Genomic DNA, 22,563 nt, shown 5'->3' with positions numbered 1-22,563 from the left:
GCAAAACCGGACGCAAACGTATGGGCAAGCTCGGCCAGCGCATCCAGCGTTTGCGGCCCTTGCAGCCACAATTGCAGGTGTCCGGCCACATAATAGCGCCGATGAAAGTCGCGCAACGCGGTTTGCAGCGATCCCGGGTCCTGCCCCAGAGAATCCTTGCAACCCACCTGAAAACGGCGAAAAACTGTGGGTTCTTCCATCGCGTGGCGTGCCGCCGCTTCGCGCCTGGCGGAATCATGCTGCTGGATGAGCCGGTTTTCCGCATCAATGACCGCCACTTCACGCTGTATGTCATCGCATGAAAGCAGCGGCGCCTGCAACATATCCCGCAGCCGCGCGACGCCGTCGGACAGGTTATCGGCGGCCACATCGAAGAAAAATGCGCTGTGGCGAGCCAGCGTGGTGGCATTGACGCTACCGCCCTGACGCTGGACCCACGCCATGAGTCGATCGTCGCCCTGATAGCGCTGGCTACCGCGGAACAGCAGGTGCTCAAGTAAATGCGCAAGACCGGCGAAGCGCGGTGGCTCGTGATGGCTTCCGGCACTCACGCGCGCCAGCGCCGCCGCGCGTGTCGCCTGCGGCTGATGCACTAGCGTTGCGCGTAAACCGCCTGCCAGCTCCACGATGCGGGTGGTCATTATCGCTACAGTTCCCGGGTTTTATAGATAAGCTGCGAACGGGTACGGTTACGGAACTGAAGCTGGCCGATTTTCATATCGCTACAGGCTGCTTCGCGTCGCGCGTCCAGAATTTTATGATGATGCGGCGATTTGCTGCACACCGGATCGGCGTTATCCGCATTCCCGGTGAGCATAAAGGCCTGACAGCGGCAGCCGCCGAAGTCCTTCTCCTTTTCATCGCAGGAGCGGCACGGCTCCGGCATCCAGTCAAACCCGCGATAGCGGTTGAAGCCGAAAGAGTCATACCAGATGGATTCCAGACTCTGATCAAGCACCGAGGGGAACTCCACCGGCAGCTGGCGCGCGCTGTGGCAGGGCAGCGCCGTGCCTTCCGGGGTCACGCTGAGGAAAATCGCCCCCCAGCCGCCCATACAGCCTTTTGGTCGCTCTTCGTAATAATCAGGGGTGACGAACAGCAGGTTGGTCAGATTGCCGCTGGCGGCCATTTTTTGCCGATAGTCGGCAACCACGCGTTCCGCTCGGGCAATCTGTTCCCGCGTCGGCAGAAGCCCCTGACGATTAAGGAACGCCCAACCGTAGAACTGGCAGGTGGCAAGTTCGACGTCGTCGGCGTCCAGTTCGATGCACAGCTCGATGATTTTATCGATCTGGTCGATGTTGTGCCGGTGCAGGACGAAATTCAGCACCATCGGGTAATCGCGCGCTTTGACCGCTTTGGCCATCGCCAGCTTCTGCTGGAAGGCTTTTTTATTCCCCGCCAGCGCGGCGTTGAGCACTTCATCGCTAGCCTGGAAGCTAATCTGGATATGGTCCAGACCGGCCTCGCTGAACGCGTCGAGCTTGCTTTCCGTCAGGCCAATTCCCGAGGTGATCAGGTTGGTATAAAAACCGAGATCGCGGGCGGCGCGGATCAGCTCCGGCAGATCTTTACGCGTCAACGGTTCGCCGCCGGAAAAACCTATCTGCACGCTGCCCATCGCCCGCGCCTGGCGGAAAACCTCAATCCACTGTTCAGTGGTCAGCTCCTGATCCTGCCGGGCAAAGTCCAGCGGGTTAGAGCAGTAAGGACACTGTAGCGGACAGCGATAGGTCAGCTCCGCCAGCAGCCACAGCGGTGGATTGACGGCGGGTTTATTCTGGCTCACGGAAAATAATCCACTTCTGTTGATAAGCGATTTGCAGGAATTCTACGACGTCGTCATCCACGCCGCCGGCTTCCGGGAACCGTTCGTTGAGTATGGCAATGATGGCCGCCGCGTCGCGTTGGCCATCGACCAGTTCGAGGATTGCGGCCGCGGTCTCATTGAGTTTAGCCATGCCTTCCGGATAAAGGATGACATGGCTGTCCTGAGCGGCTTCCCATTGCAGGCGATAGCCGCGACGAAAGGCGACGATGGAGTTTTTTTGCATGCTTATACCAGTCGGGTTGTGTGCCAGGCCGCTTTGTCGGTGACCGTGTGATAAGGCGGACGCTGTAGCGCGTAGGCCATGGTCATCGCGTCGAGCATCGACCACAGGATATCGAGTTTGAACTGAAGGATCTCCAGCATCCGATTCTGCTTTTCTGCGCTATCGCAGTAACTCTTCGCCAGCTCCAGACCGTGTTCAACGTCGCGGCTGGCCTGGCTGAGGCGGCTGCGAAAATAAAAATAGCCTTCCTCTTTGATCCACGGATAGTGCTGCGGCCAGCTGTCGAGACGCGACTGATGAATTTGCGGGGCAAACAGTTCGGTGAGCGAACTGCATGCCGCCTCCTGCCAGTTGGCGCGGCGGGCGAAGTTAACGTAAGCGTCCACGGCGAAACGGACGCCGGGCAGCACGTGGCGTTCGCTGATTAAGTCGTCGCGGCTAAGCCCTACGGCTTCGCCCAGCTGTAGCCAGGCTTCGATACCGCCGTCATGACCGTTGCTGCCGTCGTGATCGAGGATCCGCTGCACCCATTTTCGACGCGTGTGCGGATCCGGGCAGTTCGCCATAATGGCCGCATCTTTCAGCGGGATCGTCGTCTGGTAGTAAAACCGGTTCGCCACCCAGCCCTGGATCTGTTCGCGGCTGGCCTCGCCGTTATGCATCGCGATATGGTACGGATGGTGAATATGATAGTAGGCGCCTTTCGCCCGGAGGGCGTGTTCAAACTCTTGCGGCGAGAGCGTTTCACGAATGTGCATAGTTAGTCCTGAAGCGTGATGGTCATCCCGTCCCAGCTCACTTCAATTCCCTGCTGCGTGAGGGCGTGACGCTGCGGCGACTGCTCGTTAAGGATCGGGTTAGTGTTATTAATGTGAATCAGAATCTTGCGCTTTGCCGGCAGAGAGGCCAGCAGCGCCATCATGCCGTGTTCATCGCCGAGCGCCAGATGGCCCATATCGCGGCCGGTATTGCGCCCGACGCCAGCGGCCTGCAGTTCATCGTCCTGCCAGACTGTGCCGTCAATCAGCAGACAGTCCGCTTTTTTAAGCCACGGCAGGATGTCGTCATCGGGTTCACCGAGACCCGGCGCGTAGAACAGCGTCTGACCGTTGCGGCGGTTTTCGATAAACAGCGCCACGTTATGCCCCGGTAGCGGGCGGTCGCGCCACGGCGAATAGGGCGGTGCGTTACTGGCGATGGGGACAGCGGTAAACTGCAAATCAGGGCAGGCTTCCACGCTAAAGGCGGTGAGCGGCGCAATCGGATGATGGACCAGGCCGCCGTTCCAGTGCCGGAGCATGGTAAAAATCGGGAATCCGCTGGAAAGATCTTCATGCACCTCCGGCGTACACCATACCTGATGCGGACACCCTTCGCGCAGGCTGAGCAGCCCGGTGGTGTGGTCAATCTGGCTGTCGGTGAGAATAATGCCGCCAATATGCGTGCCGCGCAGAACCTCTTTCTTATTCAGTTCTGGCGTATGGGCAATCTGCTGGCTGATATCGGGCGAGGCGTTACACAGTATCCACTCTTCGCCGTTATCGCTGACGATGATCGACGACTGGGTGCGGGGGGTCGCCTGAAGGGTACCGTTGCGCAAACCCTGACAGTTGGCGCAATTACAGTTCCACTGAGGGAAACCGCCGCCGGCGGCGGAACCGAGGACTTTAATAAACATGAAGATAGGCCAGGTAGTAAAACAAAAATGCCCGCACGGATGGCGGGCTGAGCGATTAGCGGTTGGAAATGTACAGCGTCACTTCCAGACCAAGACGTAAATCAATAAAAGCAGGTTTCTTCCACATCGTTTTTTCCTCTTTAAAAATACAGCACCAACACCATTGTTTGTGCCAGTTTTGTGATGGTCATCAAATAATGCGTCACAGTGGGGCAAAGCTCAACCCGAAAGATGTAAGGAATTAACGTAATGTTTACAACGTAACCTATTGTTGCCAAACATTTTGCAATACCTTTTGCCAGTTGCCCCACAGCAGCTTATTCAGCACAAATTGATCATAGCCGCTGTCACGCAACGCGCTGATTAGCCGCGGTAAACCACTCACATCATGCAAATCATCAGGTAACGTGATGCCGTCAAAATCGGAGCCCAGCGCAACATGATCTTCGCCCATGATGTTAATAAGATAGTCGATATGGCGAACGATTGTGCTCAGTGGGGTATCGCTATCGCGTTTACCGTCGGCGCGCAGAAAGGCGTTGCCGAAATTGACCCCTGCCACGCCGCCGCTGTCGCGGATAGCCAGCAGTTGCCGATCGGTCAGATTACGCGGTTGCGGGCACAGCGTATGGGCGTTGGAATGGGTGGCGACCAGCGGTGAAGAGGAATGACGAGCAGTATCCCAGAACGCCTTTTCATTCATGTGAGAAACGTCAATCAGCATGTTCAGGGCGTTAGCGTGCTTGATGAGGGCGATACCCTCTGCGGTAAGCCCTGGGCCGCTATCCGGGCTGCCGGGAAACGCCCCGTTAACGCCAGTGCCAAAACGGTTAGCAATGTTCCAGAAAAGCCCAATGCTGCGCACGCCAGCGGCATAGAAAGCCTGTAGATCGCCACCCTCGCCGTCAAAACCGCCCGCACCCTCAATATGCGCCACCATCGCCAGCACCTTATCCTGACGGCAGCGTTCGATATCTGCCGCGCTCAGGCACAATCGCGCCCGTCCATCGGAGTGTGCGACAAGCTGCTTGAGGATCGTCAACTGCTGCCAGAGAATGTCGATCGGTTGCCACGGCTCGCTGGCGTAGTGCGGCGCCATGCGGGCGATATACTCCTGCGGCGGCACGAACAGCGCGAACAGCCCGCCGGAAAATCCGCCTTGCTGCATGCGCGGATAATCGAGGTGTCCGTTCTCAATGCCGGAAAAGAAGGCCGTTACCGGATCCTGGCGATGATGAAGCCATAAATTAAGCAACAGGTCATTGTGACCATCAAAAATCGCCATAGCGCATCCCACTGTTTTTTATTGCTGCGAAAGTTGCCAGGCACGATAACCGATTTGTCCGGTCCGGCAAGGAGAAACTTACAACTTAGCAGCAATTGTTAATATCACTTAACCCTGAGGAAATCCGCACATCATGTTGCGTGGCGAGATAAGAGCATTTCCCGTTCCATCTGCGATTGCATCGCGTACGTTCCCTGAGCTACCGGGCTACGCTATACTTCGCCACTTTGAGTTATGCGTGGCAGGTAACGAAATATGCGGGAGAGCATTAATTTTCTTTTCGTGGTGCTGTCTTTCACGGCACTGATTATGCTGATGCGCTTTTTCATCAGGCGTATTCGGCATCCAACGCGCATCGTTGCCGACAGCCGGGGAATGAAAAAAATCTCTACCCATCCTTCCTGGTTTGGCGGATCGTCAGGTAAAACCTACTTTTATGATGAGCAGTATTTATACGAGGTCATAAATAGCGTCACCCGTAAAATTGAGCTGGCGGCTATCGTAAAAATTAAGCCGGGCTCGACAGTGGTAAATAACAGGCGGATCTGGTCTGTGAGCTATCTTGAGGGAACCCGTGAAAAACAGGTGCAATTTTATAATAATCTGACGGTGTTTAATCAAAACTTTGCTGCGTTTTTAGAGGCTGTAAAACGCGTGAATCCTGAAGCCGATATTAAGGCCGTCTCCTTGTTCAATCTGTGACTGGAATACATTACCTTTATCTTTCTGACTGCCCATACGGCAGGTATGGGCAGTAAAGCCGCCGATATTACTTCTTCTTGTTCATCATCGCCTTGAGATCGGCAAAGGGGTTAAACGTGGCGACACCCACGTCTTTTTGCGCATCCTCACCTGCGACAACGGTGGTGCCATACTGATCCGCTTCGGTGTACTTTGAGTGTTCGTGGTCATGGCAAAACAGGCACAACAACTCCCAGTTACTGCCATCTTCCGGATTATTGGTGTGATCGTGGTCGATATGGTGGACCGTGAGTTCACGAAGATTCGAATACACAAACTCCCGCGAGCAGCGTCCACAGACCCACGGGTAAATTTTTAGCGCTTTTTCACGGTAGCCGCTTTCCAGCCGTGCGTAGTTTTTGGGGATCAGAGCCATTGCTGATGTTACCTGTTAAAAAAGAGAATAGTTCACACTATATCCCATTTTGAGATGCCAGGAGAATGCCTCCTCTGCGGGAAGGCAGCGTGTGATTTGCGTATTTCTGTCAGTTTATTTGAAGCATTCCGTTAAATAATCACCATTTATTCTCATCGGTTAATGCGTAGAGTAGGGATAACGCAATGCTTTATCAGGATACTCCACTATGAAAAAGATCGGATTTTTGTCGTTTGGTCACTGGACGCCGTCTTCCCAGTCCGGCACGCAAACCGCAGCTGACACGCTGCTACAGTCCATCGATCTGGCTGTCGCCGCTGAAGAGCTGGGCGCGGACGGGGCTTATTTCCGCGTGCACCACTTTGCCCGCCAGCTCAGTTCGCCATTCCCCTTGCTGGCTGCGATAGGCGCGAAAACCAAACGCATCGAAATCGGTACGGGCGTGATCGACATGCGGTACGAGAATCCGCTGTATATGGCGGAAGATGCTGGCGCGGCAGATCTCATCTCCGGCGGGCGATTACAGCTTGGTATCAGCCGGGGCTCCCCGGAGCAGGTGATTGATGGTTGGCGTTATTTTGGTTACGTGCCGCAGGACGGGGAAAACGAATCTGATATGGCGCGCCGTCACACTGAGGTACTGCTTGATGTATTACGCGGTGAAGGGTTTGCGAAGCCTAACCCACAGCCGATGTTCCCAAACCCGCCGGGATTGTTGCGTCTGGAGCCGCATTCAGAGGGCTTACGCGATCGTATCTGGTGGGGGGCTGGCTCCAATGCAACGGCAGTATGGGCGGCAAAACTGGGGATGAACCTGCAAAGCTCAACGCTGAAAGATGATGAAACCGGCGAGCCGTTCCATATTCAGCAGGCAAAACAGATCCGTGCCTACCGACAGGCCTGGGCCGAGGCAGGGCATACCCGTCAGCCACGCGTTTCGGTCAGCCGCAGTATTTTTGCCCTGATGGACGATCGCGACCGGATGTATTTCGGTTCAAGCCGCAATGAGAGCGACAGCGTTGGCTATCTGGATGAGAAAACGCGGGCCATTTTCGGACGCAGCTATGCCGCAGAGCCAGACAAGCTGATTGAACAGTTGAAAAAGGATGAAGCGATCGCGGAAGCGGATACGCTGTTGCTTACCGTGCCGAATCAGCTGGGCGTGGAATACAACGCACATGTGATCGAGTCCATCCTGAAACATGTCGCACCGGAAATGGGATGGCGCGATCGCAATGCGTAATCTGGCCCTCTGGTATCGCCGGTTTGGTGAGCCTGAATCGGTACTGCAAGCGGAAACCACACCATTGTCACCGCGACAGCCGGGAGAGATACGTGTGCGCATGCTTTTTTCTCCGGTGAACGCCTCCGATCTCATCCCCATCACCGGGGCATATCGCCATCGCACGCCGCTGCCCGCAATAGCCGGTTATGAAGGGGTCGGAATAGTGACCGAAACGCCCGCCGCTTACCCGGCGCTGCTGGGCAAGCGGGTCCTGCCGTTACGGGGGCAGGGAACCTGGCAGCGCTATGTCGACTGCCCGGTGGCGTATGCGGTTCCCGTCCCGGACGACATCGACTCGCTTCTTGCCGCGCGGGCGTATATCAACCCGCTTGCCGCTCAGATGATGCTGGACCGCTATCCTCCGATCGGGAAAACGGTGCTGCTCACCGCTGCCGGTTCTGACTGCGCTGTTCTGCTCGGGCAATGGGCACGCCAGGCGGGTGCAGAGGCGGTTTACGGGATCCATCGCTCGCCCGTGCACGCTCAACGTCTGGCTGAAATGGGGATCGTCCCGATTGCGCAAGATGATACGGCCGCCGTCAACGCTGCCGCCGCGCAAGCGGAGGTGGTGTACGACGCCACGGGCGGCAGCCTGGCGGAGGCGATCCTGAGCGTGATGCCCGAAACCGGTACCTTTGTCTGTTACGGGCTACTCTCCGGGCAGACCTTCCGCCAGCAGCGGCCGTTGCCGCGCGTGGCGTGGTTTCACATTCGTAACTATCTGGACGCGCTGAGCGCTGAGGCGTGGCAGGCGGAGTTTCGGCGCATTTGGCCTAAACTGCGCGCCAGCCAGTGCAGCAATGTTACCCTCTACCCGCTGTCGGAATGGCAGCGGGCAGTGGGCAACTACCGCGAAGCGGGAAGAACGGGCAAGCCTATGCTGTCGATGGACAATTAATCGGCCTTATGGCTCATGTCGCTCAGCAGTACAGCGATACTTTGTCCACCGGCGGTCTGCTCCAGGCCAATTTTGACAATAATTGTCAGCGGAACGGAGAGCAGCATGCCGACAGGCCCGAGCAGCCAGCCCCAGAAAATCAGGGACAGGAACACAACAAGAGTTGAAAGCCCCAGCCCGCGTCCCATTATCCGTGGTTCGAGAATGTTCCCGAAGACAAGGTTAATCACCAGATAGCCTGCCAGCAGAATCAGGGCATCATACAAACCGCTGAAAACCAGCACCTGAAGGATAGGGGGGATCGCCGCCAGCACGGAGCCAATGTTAGGAATATAGTTGAGCGCAAAGGCCAGCAGCCCCCAGACGAAGGCAAAACGCACATCCAGCGCGGCGAGCATCCCCCAGACCACTAATCCCGTCACGAGGCTGATGGCCGTTTTCAGCACCAGATAGCGTGAAACGCTGTCGAGCGCGCGCTGAATAGCACCCATTCCCTCTACCGGACGCACCATGATGTGCTGGAGTTTTGCAGGCAGCTGTGGAACTTCCAGCAGCATAAACACAACCGTCAGGAACAGCAGGAAAATCGAGGTCATGGCGTTGGAGAGCTGTGCCAGCAGGCTGGTGACAATCGTCATGGCGGCATTCGGATCGATGTATTTAAGCAGTTCCTCAACCGAGACTTCGATACCCGCGCGTTGCAGCCAGGGTTCAATTTGCAGCAGCGGGGTCGCCAGGGAAGAGCGGTATGTCGGCAGCGTCCGCGCCAGCTCGTTCAGGGAGGTTCCCAGATAGGCGACTAACAGCACCATCGCAACGATAATAATACTGATAAGCAGGCTTATCGCCAGCACACGCGGGATGCGTAGCCGCACCATTCGCTGCACCAGTGGATTGAGGATCACCGCGATAAAAAGCGCCAGGATAAAAGGCACGATGATATCGGCCGCAAAACGAACGCCGGTCAGAATGATCACCAGCATGCCCAGCATGATGACGATCTTAAGCCCGTTGAGGGTGATAATGGGTTTGGCCATGGACGTTCCTGAACAGTTTTTTATTTATAATAGAGGGGAAAGCGGATTAAAAAAACTAACCAAAATCAAACAGGCTGGGTAAAGAAATGAAAAGGCTTTGAGTAAATTCCTGGCTTATGATACAAATCAGGCGTGTTCAACTACTGAGGACAATTTTCATCCGCAAAGACGAGAAGCAACACCGCGGATAATTGTAATTTTATGGACAATTTGTTCAGGACGTATTTTTCAAACAACTCTGCTCTGTTTTCTACCTCCCTCTGCACGCTTTCCGGTGAACAACACTGGCGTTCCGCGCTATAGTCACGTCTTCTGCCTGAGCTGGCGCTATGCGCTTAGCTAACTGATTTAATTCCCACTTTTTTGGTTTGCTGTTCGCAGCGAGCCTCGATGGATTATATTCTCAAGCAGGAGAAAAACATGTTTTACTGGATTTTATTAGCTCTGGCTATCGTTGCTGAAATTACCGGCACCTTGTCGATGAAATGGGCGAGCGTGAGTGACGGCAGCACCGGATTTATTTTGATGCTGGTCATGATTACGCTTTCCTATATATTCCTCTCTTTCGCGGTTAAAAAAATCGCGCTGGGCGTGGCATACGCTTTGTGGGAAGGTGTTGGTATTTTATTGATTACGCTGTTCAGCGTCATGATATTTGATGAAACCCTGACGACAATGAAAATTGCCGGGCTGACGACCCTGGTGGCAGGTATCGTGCTGATTAAATCGGGTACGCGCAAACCGGCAAAACAGCAGAAGGAGCAGACCCATGCAGCAGTTTGAATGGATCCACGCGGCCTGGCTGGCTTTCGCCATCGTTCTGGAAATTATTGCGAACGTCTTTCTGAAGTTCTCCGACGGTTTTCGTCGCAAAGCCTACGGCCTGTTATCGATTGCCGCGGTTCTGGGGGCGTTTAGCGCTCTGTCACAGGCGGTGAAAGGCATCGATCTGTCCGTGGCCTACGCGCTGTGGGGCGGCTTCGGTATTGCCGCCACCCTGGCGGCAGGCTGGATTATGTTCGGGCAGCGTTTAAACCATAAAGGCTGGATAGGGCTGGTATTACTGCTCGCTGGCATGATCATGATTAAACTGGCCTGAGTGACCTACTGCTGCGCCAGGGCTTCCAGCCGGTCGCGAAAACCGGTCACCGCCAACGCTCGGTTATCGGCGCGCCAGCGGTCTTTCGCTGCCGGAGCAGAACTCTGAACGCCAATCAGTTGCCAGCCGTTAACGGTTTTTAACATCAGGGGCGATCCGCTATCACCCGGTAGCGTATCGCACTGATGCGAAAGCACGCTGTTTTGCGCCCAGCCCGTCACCACGCAGTCCGTATGGGTGTACAGCGAATCGAGGTGATCAACAGGGTAGCCTGACTGCGTCACTTTTCGATCGGCGGCTTTCAGGGCGGCGGTGAGCGCGTCTTTGTCACCATCAAAGAGCGGTAGCGGAGCGATCCCGGACGGCGGATAACGTAAAACGATCAGACCGAAATCCCAGGATGCCGCCCCGGGCGGCACAATCCATCCATCGCCATCCGGTTTCAGGCGTTTCCCGAGCGACGGATCCACCCGCCCCTCAATACCGTGAATTTCGTAGCGCCAAATCCCTTTCTGCGAGACAAAGCGCAGGGCGATCGCTTTATCCGGTTTGCCTTCGGGCGGCATTAACAGGCAATGACCCGCCGTCAGCGCAAGGCGTGGCGTTATGAGAGTTGCGGTACATAGATTGCCGCTGGCGGTTTCCAGTTGCCCGATGGCATCCCAGGGCGCTTCGGTAGGATCGGTGACACGCGTACGATCGTCATGACCAAAAAACAGCGTCTTTACCTCTTTGGCGCTGATGGCGTCATCGTCGCCCTCATCCGCATGTGAAAAGCCTGCAAAAAGGCTAAACGTTCCCAGTAACAACACAACAGATTTACGCATATCACACTCTGGTGGGGGTAATTATGATTATTAAAAGTGAACCCTATGAAAATACTATAGACGCGACGGCGAGAAAGTGGGAGTAAAATCAGCGTGCTACATTCAGGAAAGATAAAAGTGGCTGGCGATGAGCGCGCATAAAATTAGCAGGATAAGAATGAACTCAAACCGATAGCGCCGCAGCATACGCCCTCCGGATAAAAAAACGGCGCTGACCGCAATCCCGTTCAGCGCCGGTTTACCAACGTGCCCCGAAGGGCACGGTTAAGCTTGTACTCTTACGCTGCTGGCTGTGCAGCAGGTTTAGCCGCTTCGTGTTTTGCCGCTTTTTTGTGATGCTTTTTAGCCGCCTGGGCTTTCTGCTCTACCGCAGGTTTTGTCGCTTTTTTGTGGTGCTTTTTCGCGGCCTGCGCTTTCTGTGCTGCCGCTGGTTTAGCCGCTTTGTGATGTTTTTTATGGTGAACCGTTTTGGCCGGAGCAGCGGTGGATGCCGCAGGCGCTGCGGTGGCGGTAGTTTCAGCCGCGAATGCAGCGGAAGAAAGACCCATAGCAGCGGCAACAACCAGAGCTAATACTTTTTTCATTTTCATACCCTCGAATTTGGTTTTTCATTTAACCCCACTGCGGGGCCGTTGAAATAACTATATCCCTGTAAATTCGGGGTTTCCGTGAGTGATTGGTATCGGCGTGTAACCATATGTACAACGCCGGGGTGGCCCCCGGCGCGTTCGTTTACAGGTAGCGGGACGTCAGGTGTTCGCGGAAGTAGCGGATATTCAGATCTTCACCCGTGGCTTGGGTGATGAGCTGCGACGTGCTGAAACGGCTGCCGTGCTGCCAGATATTCTGACGCAGCCAGTCAAACAGCGCCGAGAAATCGCCCCCGGCAATGGATGCCTGCAACCCGGGCAGCGCAGTTTTGGCGGCATGGAACAGCTGTGCCGCATACATTGCCCCCAGCGTGTAAGACGGGAAGTAGCCAAAACCGCCGTCGGTCCAGTGGATGTCCTGCATACAGCCGTTGCGGTAGTTATCTTTGGTGGATAATCCAAGCCAGGCCTGCATTTTCTCATCCCATAACGCGGGGATATCATCCACTTCGATTTCGCCATTGATCAGCGCGCGCTCAATCTCATAGCGCAATACCACATGCGCCGGATAGCTCACTTCATCTGCGTCAACGCGGATGTAGCCCGGTTTCACGCGCTGATTCCAGGCAATAAAATTCTCTTCACTGAATGCCGCCTGGCTGCCGAAACGGGCATGGACCGCCGGAAGCAAATGCTCAGGAAAGCCTCACTGCGGCCCAGCTGCATTTCAAAGAACAGACTTTGGGATTCATGGATCGCCGTAGAGCGCGCCAGCGCAACGGGCTGGCCGTCCCACGCTCGCGGAAGGTTTTGCTCGTAGCGGGCATGTCCGGTTTCGTGGATCACGCCGAAAAGCGCGCTGAGCAACTCGTCTTCATCGTAACGCGTGGTGATACGCACATCTTCCGGAACGCCGCCGCAGAACGGGTGGGCGCTAACGTCCAGACGACCGCCGTTAAAATCGAAGCCAAGCATTTTCATCGCTTCCAGGCCCAGCTCGCGCTGCGTGGCGGTCGGGAAGGGACCCTGTGGCGGAACGAACGATCGTTGAGCCTGTTTTTCCACAACCTTTGCCAGCAGCTCCGGCAGCCAGGACTTCAGATCGCCGAACAGCACGTCCAGGCGAGCGCTTGTCATGTCGGGTTCAAAGATATCCAGCAGCGCGTCGTAAGGCGTGCAGCCTTTAGCCTCAGCGCGCAGGCGGGCCTCTTCACGACTGAGCTTCACCACCTCTTTCAGGTTGGCTGAAAAGCCCTGCCAGTCGTTGGCCGGACGTTGAGTACGCCAGGCGTGTTCACACCTGCTGCCCGCCAGCGATTTGGCCTCTACCAGCGATTCCGGAAGTAAAGTGGCCTGCTGGTAGTGGCGCGTCATTTCACGCAGGTTGGCCTGCTCAACGTCGTTCAGATCTTCTTCTGCCGCCGCCGCCAGCCATTCACCCACTTTTTTATCGGTCAGGATCTGATGTTGCAGGACGCTCATCTCCGCCAGCGCTTCACCGCGCGCGGCGCTGCCGCCGGGCGGCATCATGGTAAACATGTCCCAGCTGGCGATGGAGGAGAGGTGAGAGAAGCGGGAGAGACGCTGGAAGGTGCGGGTGAGTTGTTGATAGTTATTGTTTTTCATGAAGTCCTCGTGTCTGAATCAGCCGATGACAAAAATTAGCATCGGCTCGATTTAAACACGAAGAGGGCTGAATGTTAATGCAGTCGTTTATGCAGGCTCGCGCCCACCAGCAGTGCCGCGCACAGCATCAGCGCGATAAATCCGCCCACGCCGTTCCAGCCGTAGTTATGCCAGAACACCCCGCCGAGAGTCCCGGCAATGCTGGAACCGAGATAGTAACTGAACAGATACAGAGACGAAGCCTGACCTTTAGCGCGGCGCGCGCGTGGGCCAATCCAGCTGCTGGCAACAGAATGCGCGGCAAAGAATCCCGCAGAGAAGAGCAGCATTCCGGCAAAGATCAGCCACAGGGAAGAGACAAGCGTCATCAGCAGTCCGAACAACATCACAGCTGTGGACACCAGCATCACCGGACCACGGCCGAAGCGCGCGGTCATGGCGCCCGCTTTTGGCGAACTCCATGTCCCGGTGAGATACGCCACAGAGAGCAAACCCACCAATGCCTGGCTAAGATGCCACGGCGAGAGCATCAGCCGGTAGCCAATATAGTTAAACAGCGTGACAAATGACCCCATCAGCAGGAATCCCATCAGAAACAATCGCGGCAAACCTTTGTCGCGCCAGTGCAGACGGAAGTTGATAAACAGTGTTTTCGGACGCAGAGAAGTCGGGCGGAAATGGCGCGATTCCGGCAGGATTTTCCAGAACATTAGCGCCGAAGCGAGGGCGAAGCAGCCGATTACGGCCAGCGCAATGCGCCAGTTAAAGAAATCGGTAAACACACCGCTGAGCAGGCGTCCGCTCATCCCGCCGATAGAATTCCCGCTAATGTACAGCCCCATGGAGAAGGCCACGAAACTCGGGTGGATCTCCTCGCTGAGATAGGTCATCCCGACCGCCGCCACGCCGCTGAGGGATAACCCAATCAGCGCGCGCATGACCAGAATGCCGTGCCAGCTGGTCATCATGGTGGACAGCAAGGTACACACGGAGGCCAGCATTAACGCCGTTACCATGACCTGCTTACGCCCGATGGCATCTGAAAGTGGCCCGGTGAACAGCAGACCGATCGCCAGCATCCCGGTTGAAATGGAGAGCGAAATACTGCTGCTGGCTGGCGACACGCCAAATTCATGCGACAGAACCGGCAGGATCGGCTGAACGCAGTAGAGCAGGGCGAAAGTGGCGAGACCCGCTGAGAAGAGCGCCAGCGTGACGCGCATAAACTGGGGGGTACCACGTTTTATAAACTGAACCGGCTGCGGTACTGCGGGTAAATCATCAATGTCGCTGGCCGGCGCGATATCAACGGTCGTTGTACGGCTCACACATAATCCTTGCTTAAACTTCCCCGTGGTTTCTGGTGACGGGTATGACCACAAGATTAGGGTAGGAAAATGTAAATATTCTGTCTAATATATTAATAATCTCAAATGATACTTTAAAAATATGAATATCGAGCTGCGCCATCTGCGCTATTTTGTCGCCGTCGCTGAAGAGCTCCATTTTGGTCGTGCTGCGGCAAGGCTGAATATCTCCCAGCCACCGCTGAGCCAACAGATCCAGATCCTTGAGCAGCAGGTTGGGGCGCGTCTGCTGGCGCGAACCAACCGCAGCGTGAGCCTGACGGCGGCGGGAAAACAGTTTCTCGCCGATAGCCGACAGATCCTGAGTATGGTGGTGGACGCCGCCGCCAGAGCGGAACGGCTTCATCTCGGGGAGACGGGAGAGCTGCGCATCGGGTTTACCTCGTCGGCCCCCTTCATCAGCGCTGTTTCACAAACGCTATCCTCGTTTCGCAGTAACTTTCCGGATGTGCATATTCAGACGCGCGAAATCAATACCCGGGAGCAAATATCGCCGCTTAATGAAGGATCGCTCGACCTGGGGCTAATGCGTAACACGCAGTTGCCTGATACCCTGGCGTGGCAGGTGATCCTCCGCGAACCGCTGATGGCGATGATCCCCCGGGATCACCCGCTCGCCGCGCAGCATAGCGTCACGCTGGCTGAACTGGCGAAAGAACCCTTTGTCTTTTTTGACCCACAGGTGGGTACCGGATTGTATGACGATATTCTTGGTCTGATGCGGCGATATGGCCTTGTCCCGACTATCGCGCAGGAAGTGGGGGAAGCCATGACGATCATTGGTCTCGTTGCCGCAGGGCTTGGCGTGTCGATTCTTCCGGCCTCGTTTAAACGGGTACAACTGCCGGAAATGCGCTGGGTGAATATTGCCGAGCAGGATGCGGTCTCGGAGATGTGGCTGGTGTGGTCTAAACATCATGAACAGAGCCATGCGGCACAGCGTTTCAAAGAACAATTAATTACCGCTTCTCACGGGCGTTATTTATAGGGAAAAGCGGGCGAAAATGTGCAGTAAATCACATGGCTAAGTAAAAATTTGACGTCAGCCATTGAAGTGCTTCACCATAGCCCTCAGTTTATTTCGAAGCTCGAAAATAAGGGAGTACGAGGTGGTTGCTGATAGTCAGCCAGGGCATATCGATCAGATCAAGCAGACCAACGCGGGCGCCGTTTATCGCCTGATTGATCAGCTGGGTCCGGTTTCGCGTATCGATCTTTCGCGCCTGGCACAACTGGCACCCGCCAGTATTACCAAGATTGTCCGCGAAATGCTGGAAGCCCATCTGGTTCAGGAGACAGAAATTCAGGAGCCGGGCAGCCGTGGCCGTCCGGCGGTAGGGCTGGTGGTGGAAACGGAAGCCTGGCACTACCTGTCGCTGCGAATTAGCCGCGGGGAAATCTTCCTCGCGCTGCGCGACCTCAGCAGCAAGCTGGTGGTGGAAGACCGGCTGGAACTCCCGCTCGATGCAGAGCAACCACTCCTCGATGCCATTCTGACCCACATCGACCAGTTCTTTATTCGTCACCAGCAGCGCCTTGAACGTTTAACGGCGATTGCGATCACCCTGCCGGGAATTATTGATACCGAAAATGGCATTGTGCACCGCATGCCGTTTTATGAAAACGTCAAAGAGATGCCGCTGGGCGACGTGCTGGAAAACCACACCGGTGTGCCGGTCTACATTCAGCATGATATCAGCGCCTGGACGATGGCGGAGGCGTTGTTTGGCGCTTCCCGGGGCGCGCGCGACGTGATTCAGGTGGTGATTGATCATAACGTTGGCGCAGGTGTGATCACCGACGGGCGTCTGTTGCATGCTGGCAGCAGTAGCCTGGTGGAGATTGGCCATACGCAGGTCGATCCGTACGGAAAACGCTGCTACTGCGGTAATCATGGTTGTCTGGAGACGATTGCCAGCGTCGAAAGCGTGCTGGAGCTGGCGCAGGTGCGGCTCAGCCAGTCAATGAGCTCCAGGCTGCACGGTCAACCGTTGAGCGTCGAGGCATTATGCACTGCGGCAAGGCAGGGCGATCTGCTGGCGAAGGACATCATTACCGGCGTGGGCAATAATGTCGGGCGCATTCTGGCCATTATGGTGAACCTGTTTAACCCGCAAAAAATACTGATCGGCTCCCCGCTCAGCCAGGCGGCGGATATCCTCTTTCCGGCGATTTCCGCCTGCATCAACCAGCAGGCGCTTCCCGCGTACAGTAAAAACATCGTGGTGGAAAGTACGCAATTTTCCAACCAGGGTACGATGGCTGGCGCCGCGCTGGTAAAAGATGCGATGTACAACGGCTCGTTACTGATTCGTTTGCTTCAGGGCTAACTCTTTTCCATAGATGTACGAAAAATTGCGCTATCTCAAGCCGGGTAGCGCACGCTTCCCGTAGACTTTCCCCACTGAATTATTTACCTGGTTTATATTTTTTGAAGCATACCCAAGAGGTGGAATGAGTCATGCTTAAGCGTTTCTTTATTACTGGTACGGATACGTCTGTCGGGAAGACCGTCGTATCCCGCGCGTTACTTCAGGCCCTGGCGGCAAGCGGTAAACGCGTTGCAGGATACAAGCCGGTAGCAAAAGGCAGTAAAGAGACGCCAGAAGGGCTGCGCAATAAGGACGCCCTGGTTCTGCAAAGCGTCTCGTCTCTGGAACTGCCTTATGATGCCGTCAATCCCATCGCGTCAAGCGAAGAGGAAAGCAGCGTCGCTCACAGTGGGCTTATCAACTACAGTCTGCTCTCTGATGGCCTGGCAAATCTGAGTGAAAAGGTTGACCACGTTGTCGTTGAAGGGACCGGTGGCTGGCGCAGCCTGATGAACGATTTACGTCCCCTTTCCGAGTGGGTGGTGCAGGAGCAGCTGCCGGTGATTATGGTCGTGGGCATTCAGGAAGGGTGCATCAACCATGCCTTGCTGACGGCGCAGGCTATCGCTAATGACGGCCTGCCACTGATTGGTTGGGTGGCGAACCGTATTAACCCGGGCCTTGCGCACTACGCAGAAATCATCGACGTGCTGAGCAAAAAGCTGCCTGGCCCGTTGGTAGGCGAACTGCCTTATCTGCCCCGCGCCGAGCAGCGCGAATTAGCGCACTATATCGATCTCTCGGCTTTCGGCGGTATGCTGGCCGTAGATCGAGTCGTGGCGTAGCGTTCTCGACAATACCGACGCCACAACACAGGCAACCAGCAAACCGGGAAGTAAAAAATACTGCCCGGTCATTTCACATACCATCAAGGCCGACATGATTGGCGCATGCGTTGTGGCGGCGAGCAGCGTCGCCATACCCGCCAGCCCAAGCAGGATCGCCGTCTCAGAGCCAGGAAACCACAGCGCAAAGATCTGCGCAAACAGCATTCCCGTTGCCATACCAACGAACAAGGTTGGCGTAAACACGCCTCCCGGTGCGCCGGACCCGCTGCTTGCCAGCACCGCCAGGAGCTTGCAGATAAAGACGCCGGCAATTACCGACAGCAGCGGCGGCGACTGCAAAAACGCCTGAACCACGCTGTAGCCATTCCCCCATACCTTCGGCGTCAGCAGCGACAGCAGCCCGACGATCAGCCCCCCCAGCGCCAGCTGCCACGGCGGTGAAAGTTTGAGACGCAGAAACAGAGAATGACTGAAAGCCATTAGCCACATCAAAAGCGGGCCGCACAGCCCAGCCAGCAGACCCACGCCAACGATCAGGAAATAATCCACCGCCGTAAGCATCTCGCTGAGATGGACATCATAAAGTGTATTCGCGCCGGGACTTAACAGGCGCGTGGTTAGCAGGGCCACCACAGCGGCAATCACCACCGGGCCGAGGGAGGCCAGCATAAGTGTGCCAAACAGGATCTCTGCGATAAACAGGCTGCCCGCCAGCGGCGCATGATAGGCGCTGGCCATCCCGGCGGCGGCACCGCAGGCGATCCACAGTTTCCATTCGGATTTCGGCGTACAACGTTGTGCAAAAAAGGAGGCAGCGAGGGCGGCAAGCAGGATCATGGCGCCTTCCCGGCCGATGGCGCTGCCGCTGGCGACCACCAGCAACGAGGCGAGGGATTTCACCAGGCTGGCGCCGTAATCAAACTGGCCATCACCCGTTTCCAGCGCCTCCATATAATCGGTCGGGGCGTGGGGACGTTGTGCCGTCATGCGCTGCCATCCCCACAGTAGCACTCCCGCGGCCAGACCACCCAGCGCAGGCGTGAGCGCCCGCCGCCAGGGCGATAACGCGGCAGCGGCGTTCACCAGGCTTCCGCTTTCGTTGCTGAGAAACAACCACTCCAGCAGATACATGCTGTGGCGGAACACCGCAACGGCCAGCGCTGCCAGCACGCCGGTGACGGTAGCAATCAGGAGACGGCGAAACATCGCGCGGATGTCGGGGTATGCGTGAAGACGTTGCATGAAGTCGTGATTAACGGGGACGATACGATATTGTGGCGGGAAAACGTGAGGTTAGCAAAAGGTATGCGTGCGGAAAAAGGCCGGGCAGTACCCGGCCTGAATGCTTAACTCTCGCTATGAATATTCAATGCCCGGCGCGTACGCCCGGAACTCAAATACTCCGCAATATAATCCTGGGATATCTCGCCGTTATAGCGTCCGTCCTCGTCCACAATCGGCATCCAGCTGGTGTTGCTCTCATACAGGCGAGAAAGCACCACGCGCAGGTTATCCTCGGCCTTACCTGTCATGCGGAACGGATGCAGAATATCACCGCAGCTGCCGCTGGCATTACGCGCTTCGCGGCGCTTCACAAAGCCCAGCGGTTTGCCGAGATCATCAACCACGGTAATGGCGCGAATATCGTTGTCATCCATGGTGGCGAAGGCCTCTGGCAGCGGCGTCGATTCGCGTACCGTAATCGTCGGCTGCTGGTCGGTGACGTCGCCCGCGGATACCAGCAGCAGGCGTTTCAACGTCCGGTCCTGACCAACAAACGAGCCGACAAACTCATTGGCGGGTTTCGCCAGCAGCTCGTCCGGGCTGGCGCACTGAACAATACGCCCCTGACGGAAGACGGCAATACGGTCGCCCAGCTTCAGCGCTTCGTCAATATCGTGGCTCACCAGCATCACGGTCTTTTTCAGCTTGCGCTGCATCTCCAGGAACTGGTTCTGGATCACCTCACGGTTAATCGGGTCAACCGCGCCGAATGGTTCATCCATCAGCAGGACCGGAGGATCCGCTGCCAGCGCGCGGATGACGCCGATACGCTGCTGCTGACCGCCGGACATTTCGCGCGGATAGCGGTGAAGGAATTTATGTGGATCCATTGCCACCATATCCATCAGCTCCTCGGCACGGGATTTACAGCGCGCTTTGTCCCAGCCCAGCATGCGCGGCACGACGGTAATGTTCTCTTCGATAGTCATGTTCGGGAACAGGCCAATCTGCTGGATCACGTAGCCAATGTTGCGGCGCAGGGTCACGGTGTCCATCCCGCTGGTGTCTTCGCCGTTAATCAGGATCGTCCCGCTGCTTGGCGTAATGAGACGGTTAATCATCTTCAGGGTAGTGGTTTTCCCGCAGCCGGACGGGCCGAGCAGCACGCACATTTCCCCTTCAGGCACGTTCAGATTGACGTTGTCGACGGCCTTAAACGTCTGGCCGTGCTTCTGTGAAAATTGTTTGGTGAGGTTTTCCAGTTTTATCATTATCGAATCCCCTTCGGAGTCAGTACCACCTGCAAACGGTGCAGCAACCAGTCGAGCACAATCGCTAAAAGACAAATCATCAGCGCGCCCGCAATTAACATACGAATATCACTCCCGCCAATACCGTTAAGCAGCAGCAGGCCCAGACCGCCCGCGCCAATCACGGCAGCAATCGCCATGACGCCGATGTTCATCACCACGGCGGTGCGGATGCCGCCAAAAATGACCGGCAGCGCCATCGGGATCTCCACCCAGCGCAGACGCTGCCAGAAGGTCATGCCGATGCCGCGTCCCGCTTCGCGCAGGCCGGGTGGCAGGCTGTCGAGCGCCGTGTGGGTGTTGCGCACAATCGGCAGCAGTGAATAGAGGAACACCGCCGTAATCGCGGGCAGGGCGCCAATGCCCTGACCGATCAGCGAAAAGAGCGGGATCATCAGGCCGAAAAGCGCAATTGACGGGATGGTGAGCACAATGGTGGCAATCCCCAGCACCGGCGTTGCCAGCCATTTATGGCGGACAATTAAAATACCTAGCGGCACGCCAATAACAATCGCCATGCCCACGGCGAGTGCCACCAGCCAGAGGTGTTGCAGCGTCAGGGTTAAGAGATAGTCCCAGTTGTCGAGAATATAGTGAATCGTCTCCATAGCGCCTCCTACAGCAACTGTTTGCTACGCAGGAAATCACGGGCGACCTGCTGCGGTGACTGATGGTCGATATCCACCTTTTTATTCAGTTCGGTGATAACGTCGTTGTTGAGCTGGGCTGAGAGGGTGTTCAGCGCCTCCTCCAGCCCCGGGTTAGCCTCCAGCGTGTCTTTTCGAACAACTGGCGTCACGGCGTAACTCGGGAAGAAGCCTTTATCGTCTTCCAGCACTTTAAGATCGAAGCCCTTCACGCGCCCATCGGTGGTGTAGATCAGCCCGGCATCGACAAACCCGTCGCGCACCGCGTTATAGACCAGCCCCGGATCCATCTGGCGGATCTGCGGGCGGTCCAGCTCCATGTTGTAGGCCGCCTGCAACGGTTTCATCCCGTCGCTACGCCCGGCAAATTCCAGGTCAAGGCCCAGCAGCCAGTTGTTATCTGGATCGGTTTTACGGATCTGCTCAATCTTTGCCACCATCTCAGACATGGTATTGATATGTTCAGCCTCGGCGCGCTTGCGCTGCATGGCAAAGGCATAGGTATTGTTCATATCGGCAGGTTTAAGCCACACCAGACCGTGCTTTGCGTCGAGGCGTTTCACCGTCTCGTATGACTCCTGCGGCGACATGCGTTTGTTGATATGGTTGAAGATGATCAGCGACGTGCCGGTGTACTCCCAGGTCATATCAATCTGCTTGTTAATCATCGCGTTACGGGAAATCACCGTCGCAATATTAGTCTGCGGCTGCACCTGAAATCCTTTCTTTTGCAGATACTGTACGGTCATGGCCGAGAGAATGTGCTGCTCGGTAAAGCTCTTTGTTGCCAGGATCAGCGGCGCGGCGAGCGCCTGGCTGGTGAAGAGCGCGGCGGCGCACAGCGCCGTCAGGCCGGAAAACAGTCTCATAGAAGCTCCTTGTTATAATTATCGCGCGAGATGCGGGCTCAGTAGTCGACCCAGTGCCGCCAGCAGCGTATCCAGAATCAGGGCGAACAGGGCGGTGGCCGCCGCGCCCAGGATCAGCGTCGGGAAGTCATTCAGATAGATCCCCGGGAAAATCAGCTCGCCGTAGCTGCTGGCGCCAATCAGGAATGCCAGCGGTGCGGTACCGACGTTAATCGCAGTGGCAATGCGAATACCGGAAAGCATCACCGGCCAGGCGTTAGGAATTTCGACCTGATGCAGGCGCTGCCATTTGGTCATGCCGATGCCGTTTGCCGCTTCCAGCAACGACGCGGGAACAGAGCACAGCCCGGCATAGGTGTTACGCACAATTGGCAGCAAAGAAGCGAGAAAGAGGGCGATAATGGCCGGTTTATCACCGATGCCAATCACCACCATCGCCAGCGCCAGAACGGCCAGCGGCGGCAGGGTGTTGCCCACGTTAAAGATTTGC

Annotated in this window: 24 protein-coding genes and 2 pseudogenes; 8 read left to right on the top strand and 18 right to left on the bottom strand. The window is 56.3% G+C overall.

Annotated elements, in window-relative coordinates; genetic code table 11:
- From pqqF to HP459_RS09545, 7 genes are all read right to left on the bottom strand, one after another.
- On the bottom strand, nucleotides 1–641 hold a 641-nt coding region (gene pqqF, locus HP459_RS09575; RefSeq protein ID WP_171936146.1), incomplete at its 3' end, for a pyrroloquinoline quinone biosynthesis protein PqqF.
- Between the two features lie 5 nt (nucleotides 642–646).
- Complete coding sequence (gene pqqE, locus HP459_RS09570) at nucleotides 647–1,789, bottom strand: pyrroloquinoline quinone biosynthesis protein PqqE (RefSeq protein WP_126314829.1); 1,143 nt, start codon at nucleotides 1,787–1,789, stop codon at nucleotides 647–649.
- Nucleotides 1,776–2,054, bottom strand: coding sequence for a pyrroloquinoline quinone biosynthesis peptide chaperone PqqD (gene pqqD / locus HP459_RS09565; protein ID WP_003857508.1), 279 nt, complete (start codon nucleotides 2,052–2,054; stop codon nucleotides 1,776–1,778). The genes pqqE and pqqD overlap by 14 nt, the downstream gene beginning before the upstream one ends.
- Nucleotides 2,055–2,056: 2 nt before the next feature.
- Nucleotides 2,057–2,812, bottom strand: a complete 756-nt coding sequence (gene pqqC, locus HP459_RS09560; RefSeq protein WP_023306095.1) for a pyrroloquinoline-quinone synthase PqqC — start codon at nucleotides 2,810–2,812, stop codon at nucleotides 2,057–2,059.
- Nucleotides 2,813–2,814: 2 nt separating this feature from the next.
- Nucleotides 2,815–3,732, bottom strand: a complete 918-nt coding sequence (pqqB, locus tag HP459_RS09555) for a pyrroloquinoline quinone biosynthesis protein PqqB (protein WP_048965714.1) — start codon at nucleotides 3,730–3,732, stop codon at nucleotides 2,815–2,817.
- Between the two features lie 55 nt (nucleotides 3,733–3,787).
- Nucleotides 3,788–3,859, bottom strand: coding sequence for a pyrroloquinoline quinone precursor peptide PqqA (gene pqqA, locus HP459_RS09550; RefSeq protein ID WP_002905689.1), 72 nt, complete (start codon nucleotides 3,857–3,859; stop codon nucleotides 3,788–3,790).
- A gap of 138 nt (nucleotides 3,860–3,997) precedes the next feature.
- Nucleotides 3,998–5,017, bottom strand: a complete 1,020-nt coding sequence (locus tag HP459_RS09545; RefSeq protein WP_023299988.1) for a dipeptidase — start codon at nucleotides 5,015–5,017, stop codon at nucleotides 3,998–4,000.
- A gap of 255 nt (nucleotides 5,018–5,272) precedes the next feature.
- Here HP459_RS09545 and HP459_RS09540 point away from each other — a divergent pair, with 255 nt between their 5' ends.
- The gene (locus HP459_RS09540; protein WP_063148140.1) at nucleotides 5,273–5,719 is read left to right on the top strand and encodes a hypothetical protein; all 447 of its coding nucleotides are present in this window, start codon (nucleotides 5,273–5,275) and stop codon (nucleotides 5,717–5,719) included.
- A gap of 67 nt (nucleotides 5,720–5,786) precedes the next feature.
- Here HP459_RS09540 and yajD read toward each other — a convergent pair whose 3' ends face one another.
- Entirely contained in the window at nucleotides 5,787–6,134 is a 348-nt protein-coding gene (gene yajD, locus HP459_RS09535) for an HNH nuclease YajD (RefSeq protein WP_006808895.1), read from the bottom strand.
- Nucleotides 6,135–6,342: 208 nt separating this feature from the next.
- Between yajD and HP459_RS09530 the strand changes: the two genes are divergently transcribed.
- A complete protein-coding gene (locus HP459_RS09530; RefSeq protein ID WP_022647957.1) occupies nucleotides 6,343–7,377 on the top strand; it encodes an LLM class flavin-dependent oxidoreductase in 1,035 nt (344 codons plus the stop codon).
- Nucleotides 7,370–8,317: a zinc-dependent alcohol dehydrogenase family protein gene (locus HP459_RS09525; protein ID WP_108367658.1), complete on the top strand. Its 948-nt coding sequence runs from the start codon at nucleotides 7,370–7,372 to the stop codon at nucleotides 8,315–8,317. The genes HP459_RS09530 and HP459_RS09525 overlap by 8 nt, the downstream gene beginning before the upstream one ends.
- Here the strand turns inward: HP459_RS09525 and HP459_RS09520 are convergent.
- Nucleotides 8,314–9,354 (bottom strand): AI-2E family transporter, encoded by a 1,041-nt coding sequence (locus tag HP459_RS09520; RefSeq protein ID WP_003857467.1) that lies wholly within the window; start codon nucleotides 9,352–9,354, stop codon nucleotides 8,314–8,316. The two genes, HP459_RS09525 and HP459_RS09520, sit on opposite strands and share 4 nt — an antisense overlap.
- A gap of 420 nt (nucleotides 9,355–9,774) precedes the next feature.
- Here HP459_RS09520 and mdtJ point away from each other — a divergent pair, with 420 nt between their 5' ends.
- Together mdtJ and mdtI are read left to right on the top strand one after the other, a co-directional pair.
- Complete coding sequence (gene mdtJ, locus HP459_RS09515; RefSeq protein WP_032624865.1) at nucleotides 9,775–10,137, top strand: multidrug/spermidine efflux SMR transporter subunit MdtJ; 363 nt, start codon at nucleotides 9,775–9,777, stop codon at nucleotides 10,135–10,137.
- Nucleotides 10,124–10,453: a multidrug/spermidine efflux SMR transporter subunit MdtI gene (gene mdtI / locus HP459_RS09510; protein WP_022647960.1), complete on the top strand. Its 330-nt coding sequence runs from the start codon at nucleotides 10,124–10,126 to the stop codon at nucleotides 10,451–10,453. Before mdtJ ends, mdtI begins: the two co-directional genes overlap by 14 nt.
- Nucleotides 10,454–10,458: 5 nt before the next feature.
- Here mdtI and HP459_RS09505 read toward each other — a convergent pair whose 3' ends face one another.
- The 4 genes and pseudogenes from HP459_RS09505 to HP459_RS09485 form a co-directional block, all read right to left on the bottom strand.
- Nucleotides 10,459–11,280 carry a serine protease gene (locus HP459_RS09505; protein WP_023299991.1) on the bottom strand — a complete coding sequence of 274 codons (822 nt, stop codon included), beginning with the start codon at nucleotides 11,278–11,280 and terminating at the stop codon, nucleotides 10,459–10,461.
- Nucleotides 11,281–11,558: 278 nt separating this feature from the next.
- Nucleotides 11,559–11,864, bottom strand: a complete 306-nt coding sequence (gene asr, locus HP459_RS09495; RefSeq protein WP_046620052.1) for an acid resistance repetitive basic protein Asr — start codon at nucleotides 11,862–11,864, stop codon at nucleotides 11,559–11,561.
- A 148-nt stretch (nucleotides 11,865–12,012) separates the two neighbouring features.
- Nucleotides 12,013–13,496, bottom strand: a pseudogene (locus tag HP459_RS09490) (carboxypeptidase M32).
- A gap of 74 nt (nucleotides 13,497–13,570) precedes the next feature.
- The gene (locus HP459_RS09485) at nucleotides 13,571–14,824 is read right to left on the bottom strand and encodes an MFS transporter (protein WP_022647964.1); all 1,254 of its coding nucleotides are present in this window, start codon (nucleotides 14,822–14,824) and stop codon (nucleotides 13,571–13,573) included.
- Between the two features lie 121 nt (nucleotides 14,825–14,945).
- On the opposite strand from HP459_RS09485, the gene HP459_RS09480 reads away from it, so the two are divergent.
- The 3 genes from HP459_RS09480 (at nucleotide 14,946) to bioD (ending at nucleotide 18,020) form a co-directional block, all read left to right on the top strand.
- Nucleotides 14,946–15,851: a LysR family transcriptional regulator gene (locus HP459_RS09480; RefSeq protein ID WP_022647965.1), complete on the top strand. Its 906-nt coding sequence runs from the start codon at nucleotides 14,946–14,948 to the stop codon at nucleotides 15,849–15,851.
- Between the two features lie 121 nt (nucleotides 15,852–15,972).
- Nucleotides 15,973–17,193, top strand: a complete 1,221-nt coding sequence (mlc, locus tag HP459_RS09475) for a sugar metabolism global transcriptional regulator Mlc (protein WP_171936145.1) — start codon at nucleotides 15,973–15,975, stop codon at nucleotides 17,191–17,193.
- Between the two features lie 131 nt (nucleotides 17,194–17,324).
- Nucleotides 17,325–18,020, top strand: a complete 696-nt coding sequence (gene bioD, locus HP459_RS09470; RefSeq protein ID WP_171936144.1) for a dethiobiotin synthase — start codon at nucleotides 17,325–17,327, stop codon at nucleotides 18,018–18,020.
- Here bioD and clcB read toward each other — a convergent pair.
- From clcB to osmY, 5 genes and pseudogenes are all read right to left on the bottom strand, one after another.
- Nucleotides 17,955–19,265, bottom strand: a complete 1,311-nt coding sequence (gene clcB / locus HP459_RS09465) for a voltage-gated ClC-type chloride channel ClcB (RefSeq protein ID WP_023299996.1) — start codon at nucleotides 19,263–19,265, stop codon at nucleotides 17,955–17,957. The genes bioD and clcB overlap by 66 nt on opposite strands.
- 104 nt (nucleotides 19,266–19,369) lie before the next feature.
- Entirely contained in the window at nucleotides 19,370–20,518 is a 1,149-nt protein-coding gene (osmV, locus tag HP459_RS09460) for an osmoprotectant ABC transporter ATP-binding protein OsmV (protein WP_022647969.1), read from the bottom strand.
- Entirely contained in the window at nucleotides 20,518–21,165 is a 648-nt protein-coding gene (osmW, locus tag HP459_RS09455) for an osmoprotectant ABC transporter permease OsmW (protein ID WP_063148135.1), read from the bottom strand. The genes osmV and osmW overlap by 1 nt, the downstream gene beginning before the upstream one ends.
- A gap of 8 nt (nucleotides 21,166–21,173) precedes the next feature.
- Nucleotides 21,174–22,073, bottom strand: coding sequence for an osmoprotectant ABC transporter substrate-binding protein OsmX (gene osmX, locus HP459_RS09450; protein ID WP_017694085.1), 900 nt, complete (start codon nucleotides 22,071–22,073; stop codon nucleotides 21,174–21,176).
- A gap of 18 nt (nucleotides 22,074–22,091) precedes the next feature.
- Nucleotides 22,092–22,563, bottom strand: a pseudogene (gene osmY, locus HP459_RS09445) (osmoprotectant ABC transporter permease OsmY); the annotation flags it as partial.

This window comes from Enterobacter sp. CM29 (assembly GCF_013179605.1).
Lineage (GTDB): Bacteria > Pseudomonadota > Gammaproteobacteria > Enterobacterales > Enterobacteriaceae > Enterobacter > Enterobacter intestinihominis.
This window is presented reverse-complemented; position numbering and strand designations above follow the sequence as displayed.